Genomic DNA, 12,852 nt, shown 5'->3' with positions numbered 1-12,852 from the left:
CCCTCAGACGCCGGGTGCGCGCATCCGCGCGCTTGGCTTCGCCGGATTTCCGGCGGGCCGCATTCACGGCCTTGCATACGGAATCAGTCTACGGAGGCGCCGGATCGGCGGATGATCTCGGCCCAGCTCGCCACGTCCCGCCGCTGGATGGCGGCGAATTCGGCGGGGGTGGAGACCGGCGGGGGCGAGATCGCCTGGTTCATCACCAGCCATTCGCGGAAGTCGGACGCGTTGATCACCCGCTGCACGGCGTTGTTGATGGTGTTCACGATCTCGGCCGGCATGTGGGCAGGGCCGAACAGCCCGTACCAGGTGGTGGAGACGAAGCCCGGCAGGTTGCAGGCCTCGGCCACCGTCGGGATCTCGGGGGCGGCAGGCAGGCGCTGCGCCGTCGTGACCGCAAGCCCACGCGACAGGCCCTGGCGGATGCCGCCGAGCGCCGGGCCCGACTGGTTCAGGAAGATGTCCACGTCGCCCGACAGCATGGCGGCCTGGGCGCCCGGCTGGCCGCGATAGGGAACGTGCAGCAGCTCCACCCCCGCGGCCGAGGCGAACTGCGCCCCCGCCAGATGGGTCGAGGCGCCATTGCCGGTGGAGGAATAGGACACCGCCTGCGGCCGGGCGCGCGCGGCGGCCAGCACATCGGGGCAGCTGCGCAGGTTGGGCCGCTTCTCGATGCTGACCGTCAGGATGTTCGGCACATCGCCCAGATGCGTGATCGGGGTGAAGCTGTCGATCACGTTGAAGGGCAGGTTGCGGTACAGCGTCTGGTTGATCGCATGCGTGCCGGCCGTGCCGAACAGGATGGTGTAGCCGTCCGGCCGCGCCTTGGAGACGTATTCGGAGGCGATGTTGCCGCCGGCGCCCGAGCGGTTGTCTATGACGATGGGCTGACCCAGGATCGCCTGCAGGGGCTCACCCATGCGGCGGGCATAGATGTCGATGCCCGACCCGTTCGGGAAGCCCGACAGCAGGGTGATGGGACGGTTGGGGAAACGCTCCTGAGCGAGAGCGGGGGTGGCCAGCAGGCTAGTGCTGGCGACCAGAAGGGAACGGCGCTGCATGAGTGGTCCTCGGCTTCCACGGGCGGCTGATGCCGTGCAGACTGCCGTGCATGAACAATTCTCACAAGAAACCCGCCCGGGGTGGAAAGGCCATCTACGGCGCTCCCCTGGGCATTCTGATGCTGGAAGCCCGTTTTCCGCGCATCCTGGGCGATATGGGCAATGGCCTGACCTGGAATTTCCCGGTGCTGTTCAAGGTCGTGAAGGGTGCCTCGCCCGAGCGCGTGGTGGTCGGCGGCGCGCGCGGCCTGCTGGATGACTTCATCGAGGCGGGTCGTGAGCTGATTTCCCTGGGCGCGGAGGGCATCACCACCAATTGCGGCTTCCTGTCCATCTTCCAGGCGGAGATGGCGGCGGCGCTGGGCGTGCCTGTCGCCACCTCCTCGATGATGCAGGTGCCCTGGGTGCAGGCGACGCTGCCGCCGGGCAAGCGCGTGGGCATCATCACCGTCAACAGCAAGGGTCTGACGGAGGCGCATCTGAAGGGCGCGGGCGTGCCGCTCGACACCCCCATTGTCGGCACCGAGGGCGGCCGGGAGTTCTTCCCCGTGCTGATCGAGGCGGCGCGTGAGGACATGGATGTCGAGCTGGCCCAGCAGGACATCCTGGACGCGGCGGCGCGGCTGAAGGCGATGGTGCCCGACCTCGGCGCCGTGGTGCTGGAATGCACCAACATGCCGCCCTATGCGGCGGCGGTGCAGGAGATGCTGGGCGTGCCGGTCTACGACATCTACTCGATGATCAACTGGTTCCAGCTGGGGCTGCGCCCCAGGCGCTTCCTGGGCTGATGCTCGCCCGGCGCGGCCTGACGCTGCTGCTGCTGCCCGGGGCGGCGCTCGCGCAGGGGCGCGCCCCTGGGGGGTGGCCTGCGGGGTGGCGCGGCTTCAACCTGGCGGTGACGGAGGGCTCGGCACCCGGCGGCGCCAATGCGCGGCGCAGCCTGCGGCTGCTGCGGGCGCTGGGCGCCGACAGCGTGGCCGTCATGCCCTTCCTCTGGCAGGAATCGGCCGTTGCCACCGCCGTGGTGCGCGGCGGTGATTCGCCCGACCCGGTCGTGAGCGCGGCGATCGCCCAGGCCCGGGAGGCCGGGCTGCGGGTATTCGTGAAGCCCGCGCTGTGGGTGCAGGGGGCGGCCCCCGGCGCCATCGCGCCCGCCAATGACGCGGCCTGGCGCGGCTGGTTCGCGGGCTATGGCCAGGCGCTGCTGGCGCTGGCGCGGCTGGCGCAGCAGCAGGGCGCCGAGGCCTTCTCCATCGGCCAGGCCATCCGCGGTGCCGCCGCCCGGCCGGAGTGGCGGGAGCTGATCCAGTCCGTGCGCGGCGCCTTCCGTGGGCGCCTGACCTATGTGGCGGCCGACACCGAGGAAGCCGAGGCCTTCGCCCATTGGGGGCTGCTGGATGTCGTCTCGACGCGCATCTTCCGCCCCCTGGGCGCGGATGACCGGCCCGAGGACTGGACCGCCCCCATGCAGCGTGAGGCCGAGCGGCTGGACCGCCTGGAGGCACGCATCCGCAAGAAGATCTGGGTGGCCGAGCTCGGCATCCGTTCCGCAGCCGGCGCCGCGATGAACCCGGAGGAGGAGCGCGCCTCCGTCCCCGACCAGCGCGTGCAGGCCGAGGCGCTGGCCCGCTGGCTGCGCCGGCTGGACCGGCCCTCGGTCGAGGGCGTCTTCCTGTGGCGCTGGTTCACCGACCCCGCGCGGGGCGGGGCGGCGGATACCGACTACACGGTGCAGAACAAGCTGGCGGAAGGCGTGCTGCTGCACGCCTGGGCCGCGCGTTGAGGAGGGTATGAGCATGGATCTCGGCACTCTGCGGCTGGCGCGCCGCGCGGAAGCGCTTCTGGCGCCGCTGGCCGGCAAGCCCGGCGCCAGCATCGGGCTGGTGCGCGACGGCCGGCTGGTGGTGCATGCCTGCGGTGGTGTCGCGAGCATCGAGGCCGGCACCGCGACAGGCCCCGACACGCTCTACCGCATCGCCTCCGTCTCCAAGCAGTTCACCTGCGCGGCCATCACCCTGCTGGCGCAGGAGGGGAAACTCTCGCCCGCCGACCCGGTGGGCCGCCACCTGGCGGGACTGCCCGCCTGGGGTGAGCGCGTCACGCTCGACCACCTGATGCGAAACACCTCCGGCGTAAGGGACATGCTGGAGTTGATGCGCGGCGGCGGGCTGGACCTGTCGGCCATCGTCGCCGGCGGGGCGCTGGATGCCGCCATCGCCCGCAGCACGGGGCTGAACTTCGAGCCCGGCAGCCGCTTCCTCTATTCCAACAGCGCCTTCCGCCTGCTGGGGCTGGTGGTCGAGAAGATCAGCGGCATGCCGCTTGAGGCCTTTCTGGAGACGCGGCTGTTCGCCCCGGCCGGCATGACGCGCACGCGCCATACGCCGGATGTGCATCACCCGGTGCCGGGGCTGGCCACCGGCTATATCCCGCGCCCCGGCGGCTTCATCCGCGCGCCGCACGGCTTCGCGCTGGGCGGCGAGGGCGGCCTCGTCTCCGGCATCGAAGACCTGGCGCTGTGGGTCGCGGCCTGCGAGGGCGGTATCTTCCAGGGGCTGGAGGAGCAGCTGGTCACGCCCTTGCCCTTCACCAACGGCACGCCCAACAACTATCGGCGCGGGCTGCAGGTGGAAGGCTGGCGGGGCATTTCCATCACCTCTCACGGCGGGCTGTGGCCGGGCTTCAAGACGGCGTTCCAGAGGGTGCCGCAGCAGGGGCTGGCGGTGATCGTCATCAGCAACAACGGCGCGGCGGACCCCGGCGCCATGGCGCAGTCCATGATGGAAGCGGCGCTGGAGCGCGTGCTGCACCCCGCCCCCGCGATGCCGGGCCTGGAGGGCATCACCGGCAGCTGGGTCGCGGAGGACATCGTGCCCGGCGGCCGCAGCTTCGAGCTGTGGGTGGAGAAGGGGCGTCCCATGGCCAAGCAGAACGGCACCGCCTTCGCGCTGGCGCCCGATGAGGCGGGGCGGCTCGCCTCCGCGCGCGGCACCATCCATTTCGCGCTGGAACGGGACGGCGAGGCCTTCACCCTGCATGAGGAGGCCGGCCATTCCGCCCCGCTGATCCGCGTGGCGGAGCCCGTGCCGCTGCCCGACGACGCGCCCGGCACCTATGTCTGTGCCGATCTGGGCGCAAGCTGGGTGGTGGCCGCGGATGGAAGCTGGAGCGTGGAAGGACCGCATGCGCGTTCCGGCACCTTCCGCACCGAGGGGCTGGCCAGGGATTTCGCCCGTTTCCACAGCCCCGGCGCGCTGTTCGACCATTGGTTCGACGTGCGCTTCCTGCGCAGCGAGGTGGGGCTGATCACCGGGCTGCTGGCCAATGGTTCCCGCGCGCGGGGAATGCGTTTCGCCCGGGTGGACTGACAGGGTGGATTGAGCGGCGCCGTTTCCTCCCGCACTGTGCGCCGGTGTCCTGCCCGCCCTGTTCGCCGGATCATCCGGCGGGCCGGGCGGATCGGCAGGCCGCCCAGAAAACGGCTCGTGTCCCGATGACGAAGTCTCCCGGGCTTCGTCATCGGGACACGAGGGAGGAAAACAATGACCGTCATTCTCGAACCCGAGGGCCTGTACCCGGACAACAGCGTCGAGGAGCCGATCTTCGGCCCGGGCGTCCGCATCCTGCGCGGGGCCGCCCGCGCGCATCTCTCTGAACTGCCTGACGAGCTGTGCGCGGAGGCCGAGGGGCTGATGACCTTGCGGCTCGCCGTGCCCGGCGACCAGCTGGCGCGCTTTCCGAAGCTGCGCGTCGTGGTGCGCATGGGCGTGGGCTATGACCGCGTGGACCGGGCCGCCTGTGCCGCGCGCGGCATCAAGGTGTGCAACGTGCCCGACTACGGCACCGAGGAAGTGGCCGATCACGCCGTTTCCCTGGCGCTCGGCCTGCGGCGCGGGCTGTTCCTGCACCATGAGACCCAGCGCGAGGACCCGCCGGCGAAATGGGGCGTGATCGGCACGCCGCTGATCCGGCGCATGTCGGTGCAGCGCTTCGCGGTGCTGGGCTGCGGGCGCATCGGCACCGCGGCCGCCCTGCGGGCCAAGGCCTTCGGTTTCGACGTGGTGTTCCATGACCCCCACCTGCCCAATGGGGTGGAGCGCGCCCTGGGCGTGCGCCGCGCGCGCAGCCTGGAGGAGCTGATGGAGCAGGCCGACGTGCTGTCCATCCATTGCCCGCTGACGCGTGAGACGGAGGGGCTGGTGAGCGCCAAGGCGCTGGCCCTGCTGCCCGCCGGCGCCGTGGTGGTGAACACCGCGCGCGGCCCGATCATGGATCTGGACGCGCTGGAATCCTTCCTGCGTTCCGGCCATATCGCGGGCGCCGGCCTCGACGTGCTGCCGGTTGAGCCCCCGGTCGAGCCCTTCCCGAGCCTGCTGCGCGCCTATCGCGCCAAGGAGGAGTGGCTGAAGGGGCGTCTGGTCATCACCCCGCACAGCGCCTTCCACACGCCCGAGGCCTGGGACGACATCCGCCGCCTCAGCGCCGAGACGATTCGGGACGTGTTGTTGACCGGGCTCAACACCAACGTCATCCCGCCGGGTCTATAAGCGCCTCCGGGTTGCAAACCGCCATGTTGCGGCGCACCTAAGTGTCGCAACATCTTCCGGAGCACCTGATGACGGTCCAGACCTCTCCCGCGCAGTCCCACGCAACCAGCGTGACGGTGGCGAGGGGGGACGGGATCGGGCCAGAGATCATGGACGCGTCGCTGGCCATGCTGCAGGCGGCCGGCGCCGCCCTCGCGATCGAGGAGATCGAGGTCGGCGAGAAGGTCTACAAGGCCGGCTTCACCTCGGGCCTCACGGATGATGCCTGGGCCTCCATCCGGCGCACCAAGCTGCTGTACAAGGCGCCGATCACCACCCCATACGGCGGCGGCTACAAGTCGCTGAACGTCACGATCCGCACGGGCCTTGGCCTGTTCGCCAATGTGCGCCCCGTTCGCGCCTACGCGCCCTATATCCGCACCCACCACCCGGCGATGGACCTGGTGATCGTGCGGGAGAACGAGGAAGACCTCTACACCGGCATCGAGCACCGCCAGACCGACGAGGTGGTGCAGTGCCTGAAGCTGCTCTCCCGCCCCGGCAGCGAGCGGGTGATCCGCTATGCCTTCGATTTCGCGCGGCTGTCCGGGCGGAAGAAGGTGACCTGCATGGTCAAGGACAACATCATGAAGCTGACCGATGGCATGTTCCATCAGGTCTTTCGTGAGATCGCGGCGGAATACCCCGAGATCGCGACCGACCACATGATCGTGGATATCGGCGCGGCCAAGATGGCGGTGAACCCGGAACGCTTCGACGTGGTGGTCACGCCCAACCTGTATGGCGACATCATCAGCGACATCGCGGCAGAGGTCGCGGGTTCGGTGGGCCTCGCGGGTTCGGCCAATATCGGCCAGCACGGCGCGATGTTCGAGGCGGTGCACGGTTCCGCCCCCGACATCACCGGCAAGGGAATCGCCAACCCATCCGGCCTGTTCCTGGCCGGGGTGGAGATGCTGCAGTTCGCGGGCCAGGGTGAGGCCGCGGCGCGCGCCTACAATGCCTGGGCCGCGACGATCGAGGCCGGCATCCACACCGGCGACATGTCGGGCCCCGAGACGAAGCAGAAGGTCGGCACGAAGGACTTCACCGCCGCCGTCATCGCCCGCATGGGTGAGGGGCCGGCGAAGCTGAAGCCCCTGCAGCCCAGCCGCGGCGCCGTGCCGCTGCCCCCGCCGGTGCGCCGCGCGCCCGAGGACAAGGTGCTGAAGGGCGTGGATATCTTTGTCGAGTGGCGCGACGGCACCGAAGCCCTGGCGGCCGCGCTGCGGGCGGCGGCGACCCCGGCCCTGCCGCTGACGCTGATCACGAATCGCAGCGCCAAGGTGTGGCCGAACGGCCTGGCCGAGACCTTCTGCACCGACCAGTTCCGTGGCCGGTTCGAGTTCCCCGGTTCGGGCACCGCGAAGGAGGTTGTGGCCCTGATCGGCGCCCTGGTGGATGCCGGACTGTCTGTCGCCAAGACAGAGAACCTTTACGCTTTTGGCGGAAAACCGGGCTATTCGCTGGCACAGGGCCAGTAGGCAGGCGAAGAACACACGCATGTGATGCGTGCATAGGCACGGCCGTCAGGCTATGCCGCGCAGCTGTGCATCATGCGGATGCATGAGGTCGGATGGCCCCGTTTCACTAAACGATCTGGGTGATTCGGGGTTGCCACGGGGTGGGAAATATTGCGAAACACCTCGTGGGAGATTTTTTTGGGGGGTTCTCGATGCGATTTTCACTGATCGCGCGCCTCGCGGTGATGGCCGGCTTCGGGCTGACCATTGCCGTGGCCACGCCCGCCTCCGCGGCGCGTAACGATCATGGGGCAGGTGCCCGCAGCCAGGCGAGCCGTTCGGCCGCCCGGCCAGCGGCCACCGCGCCACGCGCCGCCGTGACGCCGCGCAGCGCCCCGGCCCGTTCCACGCGCCAGGCCACCGCGCCGGCCCGCCAGGCCGCTGCGCCGCGCAACGCCCGCGCTGTTAGCAATGCCCGCGCCGTCACCACGCGCACCGCTGCGCGCGGCACCACCGCCTCGCCGCTGCTGCACCGCGTGTCCAGCACCGGCAGCATGCGCGGCCAGCCCGCCATCCTGCGCGGCAGCGCCAACATGGCCGCGGTGCGCGGCCAGGCCGCCCGCCAGCAGGCCAGCAGCTGCCGCACCGTGCGTGGGCGCCGCGTGTGCACCGGCACCCGCCAGGTGGCGTTGCGCTGGTCCAACGGCATCGCGCCGGCCGGCGGCCAGCAGTCCTCCTGCCCGGACGGCACCATGGCGATGCTCGCCCTGGGGCATGAGAACGTCTATCGCTGCGTGCCGCTGTAAGCGGCGCCGACAGCGCGGAAACAAGGCCCGGCACCGAGAGGTGACCGGGCCTTTTTCGTCAGCCCGCCAGTTCGCGGCTGCGGGCGGTGGCCGCCGCGATCGCCTTCTTCATGATGTCGGGCCAGGCGGCCTCATCCATCAGCACCGCCAGCGCGCGCTCCGTGGTGCCCTTGGGGCTGGTCACGTTCTTGCGCAGGGTGGCCGCATCCTGCGGGCTGGCGGCCAGCAGCGCGCCGCTGCCGGCCACCGTCGCGCGGGCCATCCGCATCGCCAGATCCGCCGGCAGGCCCTGGGCCACGCCGGCCGCGGCCATCACCTCCACCAGAAGGAACACATAGGCGGGGCCGCCGCCCGAGACCGCCGTGACGGGGTCGATCAGCGCCTCGTCATCCACCCAGGCGGCATCGCCCACGGCGCGCAGCAGCTGGTCGGCCAGGGCCTTCTGCCCGGCCGTCACGCCCGGGCCGGCGAAGCCCACGGTGAAGCCCTGGCGCACGGCGGCGGGGGTGTTGGGCATGGCGCGCACCACGCGCGCGGCCTCGCCGCCCAGCAGCGCCTGCATGCCCGCGACCGTCTTGCCGGCCATGATGGAGACGAAGACGGGCGCCGAGGCCACGAAACGCGCCAGCTGCGGCAGGGCGTTCGGTGCCTCCTGCGGCTTGGTCGCCAGAATCACTGCGGCGGGCGCGAAATCGGCCGGGATCTCCGCGATGGAGGCCACATGGCGCACCCGGCCCGCGAAGGCGGACACCGCCTCGGCATAAGGCTCCACGACCACGGTTTCAGGCGGCAGGCCCTGCTCCAGCCAGCCGGCCAGCATGGCGCCGCCCATCTTGCCGCAACCGATCAACAAAAGAGGTGGCATCGATCATCCCCGCGAATTGCGGGGCGATATTACCGCCCGGCCAGCGTCATGCCATCCACCCGCAGGGTGGGTGCGTCGGTCCCGCGCCTGAAAGCCAGGTCGCAGGCAGGCGTCAGGTGCAGGAACATCTCCGGCAGGCGGCCGGCGATGGTGATCTCGCTGACCGGTTCCGCCAGTTCCCCGCCCCGGATCATGAAGCCCGCGGCGCCCCGGCTGTAGTCGCCGGTGATGGGGTTCACGCCCATGCCGATCATCTCGGTCACATAGAGCCCCTCCGCAATGTCCTCCATCAGCTCCCGCGGTGTGACGTGGCCGGCGTTGAGCCAGAGGTTGGTGGTGGCGGGCCCCGGCGGCCCGCTGGTGCCGCGGCTCGCATGGCCGGTGCTGGCCAGGCCCAGCTGGCGGGCGCTACGCCCGTCCAGCACCCAGCTCTGCAGAACGCCGTCCTGCACCAGGGCCAAAGGCGCGGTGGGCGTGCCCTCGCCGTCGAAGGGGCGGCTGCGCATGCCGCGCGGGCGCGTGGCGTCATCCGTCACGGTCAGCCCGCGGGCCAGCACCTGCTTGCCCATCGCATCCTTCAGGAAGCTGGTGCCGCGCGCCACGGCCGCGCCGTTGATGGCGGCCGACAGATGCCCCAGCAGGCTGCCCGCGATGCGCGGGTCGAACACCACCGGGATACGGGCGGTGGTGGCGCGCACGGGGTTCAGCCGCCGCACCGCGCGTTCGCCCGCGCGGCGGCCGATCAGGGCCGCGTCCTCCAGATCCGCCAGATGCACGGCGGTGGAATGGTCGTAGTCGCGCTCCATCCCGGTGCCGCTGCCGGCCAGCGCGGTGGCGGAGATGCTATGCCCCGTGCGGGCATATTCGCCCGCGAAGCCGCGAGAGGTGACGAGGGCCACGCGGTTGCGCGTCCAGCCTGCCTCGGCACCTTCTGAATTGGTCACGCCCTTGATCGCCAGCGCGGCTTCCTCGGCGGCGGACGCGCGGGCGAGCAGCTGCTCGGCGCCGGGTTCGGTCGGGTCATCGAGGTCGAGCGCGAGGACGGGCAGGGGGCGCGCCTCGGGGATGGCGGCGAAGGGGTCCTCGGGCACCACGCGCGCCATGGCGACCGCGCGCTCGGCCAGGGCCGTGAAGCCCCGCGGGTCCGTCACGTTGGAGCTGACGACGGCGCTGCGCGCGCCCACGAACACCCGCAGGCCGATGTCGGTGGATTCCGCGCGTTCCAGATGCTCGGTCTGGCCCAGGCGGCGCTGCACCGACAGGCTCTGGCTCTCGATCAGCAGGGCGTCGGCGGCATCGGCCCCGGCGCGGCGGGCGGCATCGACCAGCGCCGCCAGCCTGTCCAGGCGGCTCATGCCGCGAGCTTTTCCGCGATATGCCCGAGCCCCGGCACATGGCCGGCCGGGCCCATGGCCGCCAGCGTCGGCTTGCCCCGGAACAGCCGGGTGGCCACGCGCTGGATGTCCTCCACCGTGACGGCGGCGATCTTGGCCTTGGTCTCGGCCGCCGGGATCACGCGGCCATGCACCTGCAGCTGGCGGGCCAGCTGCTCGCACCGGCTGCTGGTCGATTCCAGGCTCATCATCAGGGAGGCGCGCAGCTGCGCCTTGGCGCGGTTCAGCTCATCCTCGGTCACGTCCAGCTGCACGCGCCGCAGTTCCTCGAGCGTGACGGGCACCAGCTCGCCCGCCTCCTTCTCGCCGGTGCCGGCATAGATGGCGAACAGGCCCGAATCCGCGAAGGGCTGGGTGTAGCTGTAGATGGAGTAGACCAGGCCGCGCTTCTCGCGGATTTCCTGGAACAGCCGCGAGGACATGCCCCCGCCCAGCAGGGCCGACAGCAGCATGGAGGTATGCGCATCGGGGTCGGAATAGCCGATGCCCTCGAAGCCCAGCACGACATGCACCTGGTCCAGCTCGCGCGCCTCGCGGAACTCGCCGCCGGTGTAGCGGGCGGGCTCGGCCTGCGGCGCGCCGCCGCTCGGCAGGTTCGCGAAGTGCTTCCCCGCGAGGTCCAGCAGCTGCTCATGCGTCAGCGCGCCGGCGGCGGACAGGACCATGGAGGAGGGGCCGTAATGGCGCGCCATGTAGTTGGTCAGCACGCCGCGCGGCATCGCCTTGATGATCGATTCGGTGCCGAGCGTCGGCCGGCCCATCGGCTGGTCGCCATAGGCGATGGACTGGAAATGGTCGAACACGATGTCGTCGGGCGTGTCGTTCGCCTGGCCGATCTCCTGCAGGATCACGCCGCGCTCGCGCTCCAGCTCCTCGGGCACGAAGGTGGAGTGGCTGAGGATGTCGCCGATGATGTCGGCGGCGAGGCCCACGTCTTCCTTCAGCACCTTGCAGTAATAGGCGGTGTTCTCGCGCGCGGTGTAGGCGTTGATCTGCCCGCCGACATTCTCGATCTCACGCGCGATGGCCGCCGCGTCCCGGCGCTCGGTGCCCTTGAAGGCCATGTGCTCAAGGAAGTGGGAAGCCCCGTTTTCCTCGGCGGTTTCATGGCGGGTGCCGGCCGCGACATAGGCGCCGATGGAGACCGTCTCCACGCGCGGCATGGATTCGGAAACGACCACGAGCCCCGAGGGGAGGCGCGTGACGCGGACTGGCTCTTCGTTCATGCGGGTTTCATTACTCCGTCGCGCAGCTTCAACGCCAGCACCGGGTCGTCAGTGGTGATGGAATCGGGACGCATGGCGAAGGAACGCACCAGCGCCTCCTCAGTATCGGCCCGCCAGATATTGGTGATGCCGGTGATGCCGGGCAGGGTTTCCGGCAGGAAGCCCGTCTCGTAGCCGAAGCCTATGCCGCTGCAATGAAGCGCCAGCGCGATGGCATTCAGCAATTCGGAATCGTGCCAGCCCATGTCCTGCGGGCGGATCAGCAGGTCCTGCTCATCGAACAGGCCGGGGGCGAGCGTCGCGGGCTGGAAGGACATGACGCGCACATCGGCGGGCACGCGGTCCAGCTCCCGCCGGACGGCGGCCAGCAGGGCGGGGTCGTGGCGGTTCTCATGGTCGGCCTTGATTTCCAGCCGCAGCAGCTTGCCGCTCTCGGCCACCAGCTCCAGCAGCTCCGCCAGGCGGGGCATGCCTTCGGTCAGGCCACGGATGGGGATGAGGGAGAGCTGCTCGGCCGTGTAATGGGCGATGGGCCCCGTGCCCTCGGTCATGCGGTCCAGGGTCGCGTCGTGATGGACCATCACCTCCCCGTCCAGGGAGAGATGGACATCGCATTCCACTTCCTCGATCGGCAGCGCGACCGCGTTGCGGAAGGCGGTCAGCGAATTCTCGGGCCACAGCAGGGCCCCGCCGCGATGGGCGCAGAGCGTGATCATGGGGGCAATGTATGGGCTGGCCTGTGGGCTCTCAATATGGCTGGGCCTACCTGTGGCGGCGGTTCCGGTCTATTCAGGGGCCATCATGCCCGAAGGCCCCATCCAGTACGTCGCCAAGAACATGCGTGTGGACCTCCGCCTGATCGCGGAGATGATCCCCCACGGGGCGCGCGTGCTCGATATCGGCTGCGGCGACGGCGCGCTGCTGGAGTACCTCACCGTCAACAAGGGGGCGGATGCGCGCGGCATCGAGATCGACATGGCGCAGGTGACGCGCGCGGTCGCCAGCGGCCTGGCCGTGATCCATGGCGATGCCGACAACGACCTGGCCTTCTACCCCGACGGCGCCTTCGACTTCGTGGTGCTGTCGCGCACCATGCAGGCGGTTGAACGCCCGCGTGAGGTGCTGCAGCAGATGTCGCGCATCGGGCGGCATGTCATCGTCAGCTTCCCCAATTTCGGCCATTGGCTGGTGCGTTGGCAGTTGCTGTGGACGGGCCGCATGCCCATGACCGAGACCTGGTCGCGCCAGTGGTTCGAGACCCCCAACATCCATCCCTGCACCATCCGTGACTTCTTCGACCTGTGCGAGATGGACGGCTATGTGGTCGAGCAGTGGATGGCCGCCGACGATGAGGGGCTGCGTTCCCCCTGGCGCCGCTTCCCGCGCCTGGCGAACCTGTTCGGTGAACAGGCATTGTTCCAGCTGCGCCGCCGGTAAACATCTGATTT

At 70.2% G+C, this 12,852-nt stretch carries 12 protein-coding genes; 7 read left to right on the top strand and 5 right to left on the bottom strand.

What is annotated here, in order from left to right:
- Positions 1–83 precede the first annotated feature (83 nt).
- Positions 84–1,064 carry a Bug family tripartite tricarboxylate transporter substrate binding protein gene (locus EOD42_RS19775; protein ID WP_127789310.1) on the bottom strand — a complete coding sequence of 327 codons (981 nt, stop codon included), beginning with the start codon at positions 1,062–1,064 and terminating at the stop codon, positions 84–86.
- Between the two features lie 50 nt (positions 1,065–1,114).
- On the opposite strand from EOD42_RS19775, the gene EOD42_RS19770 reads away from it, so the two are divergent.
- The 6 genes from EOD42_RS19770 (at position 1,115) to EOD42_RS19745 (ending at position 7,919) form a co-directional block, all read left to right on the top strand.
- A complete protein-coding gene (locus EOD42_RS19770; RefSeq protein WP_127789309.1) occupies positions 1,115–1,852 on the top strand; it encodes an aspartate/glutamate racemase family protein in 738 nt (245 codons plus the stop codon).
- A complete protein-coding gene (locus tag EOD42_RS19765; RefSeq protein ID WP_127789308.1) occupies positions 1,852–2,847 on the top strand; it encodes a glycoside hydrolase family 113 in 996 nt (331 codons plus the stop codon). The genes EOD42_RS19770 and EOD42_RS19765 overlap by 1 nt, the downstream gene beginning before the upstream one ends.
- Positions 2,848–2,860: 13 nt before the next feature.
- Positions 2,861–4,432, top strand: a complete 1,572-nt coding sequence (locus tag EOD42_RS19760) for a serine hydrolase domain-containing protein (protein WP_164868028.1) — start codon at positions 2,861–2,863, stop codon at positions 4,430–4,432.
- Between the two features lie 174 nt (positions 4,433–4,606).
- Positions 4,607–5,611, top strand: a complete 1,005-nt coding sequence (locus EOD42_RS19755; protein WP_127789306.1) for a C-terminal binding protein — start codon at positions 4,607–4,609, stop codon at positions 5,609–5,611.
- Between the two features lie 68 nt (positions 5,612–5,679).
- Positions 5,680–7,134: an NADP-dependent isocitrate dehydrogenase gene (locus EOD42_RS19750; protein WP_127789305.1), complete on the top strand. Its 1,455-nt coding sequence runs from the start codon at positions 5,680–5,682 to the stop codon at positions 7,132–7,134.
- Between the two features lie 191 nt (positions 7,135–7,325).
- The gene (locus tag EOD42_RS19745) at positions 7,326–7,919 is read left to right on the top strand and encodes a hypothetical protein (protein WP_127789304.1); all 594 of its coding nucleotides are present in this window, start codon (positions 7,326–7,328) and stop codon (positions 7,917–7,919) included.
- A 58-nt stretch (positions 7,920–7,977) separates the two neighbouring features.
- Here the strand turns inward: EOD42_RS19745 and proC are convergent, their stop codons facing one another.
- The 4 genes from proC to EOD42_RS19725 are packed head-to-tail and all read right to left on the bottom strand — an operon-like array spanning position 7,978 to position 12,120.
- Positions 7,978–8,784, bottom strand: a complete 807-nt coding sequence (gene proC / locus EOD42_RS19740) for a pyrroline-5-carboxylate reductase (RefSeq protein WP_127789303.1) — start codon at positions 8,782–8,784, stop codon at positions 7,978–7,980.
- Positions 8,785–8,813: 29 nt separating this feature from the next.
- Positions 8,814–10,139, bottom strand: a complete 1,326-nt coding sequence (locus EOD42_RS19735; RefSeq protein WP_127789302.1) for a TldD/PmbA family protein — start codon at positions 10,137–10,139, stop codon at positions 8,814–8,816.
- Positions 10,136–11,404, bottom strand: coding sequence for a M16 family metallopeptidase (locus tag EOD42_RS19730; protein WP_127789301.1), 1,269 nt, complete (start codon positions 11,402–11,404; stop codon positions 10,136–10,138). Before EOD42_RS19730 ends, EOD42_RS19735 begins: the two co-directional genes overlap by 4 nt.
- Positions 11,401–12,120 carry a glycerophosphodiester phosphodiesterase gene (locus EOD42_RS19725; RefSeq protein WP_127789300.1) on the bottom strand — a complete coding sequence of 240 codons (720 nt, stop codon included), beginning with the start codon at positions 12,118–12,120 and terminating at the stop codon, positions 11,401–11,403. The genes EOD42_RS19730 and EOD42_RS19725 overlap by 4 nt, the downstream gene beginning before the upstream one ends.
- 121 nt (positions 12,121–12,241) lie before the next feature.
- Here EOD42_RS19725 and metW point away from each other — a divergent pair, with 121 nt between their 5' ends.
- Positions 12,242–12,841 (top strand): methionine biosynthesis protein MetW, encoded by a 600-nt coding sequence (gene metW, locus EOD42_RS19720; protein WP_127789417.1) that lies wholly within the window; start codon positions 12,242–12,244, stop codon positions 12,839–12,841.
- The last annotated feature ends 11 nt before the right edge of the window (positions 12,842–12,852 follow it).

Origin of the sequence: Rhodovarius crocodyli (assembly GCF_004005855.1) — a bacterium.
Classification (GTDB): Bacteria; Pseudomonadota; Alphaproteobacteria; order Acetobacterales; family Acetobacteraceae; genus Rhodovarius; species Rhodovarius crocodyli.
Note: the sequence above shows the minus strand (reverse complement) of the source record. Positions and strands in the feature narration are given on the sequence as shown.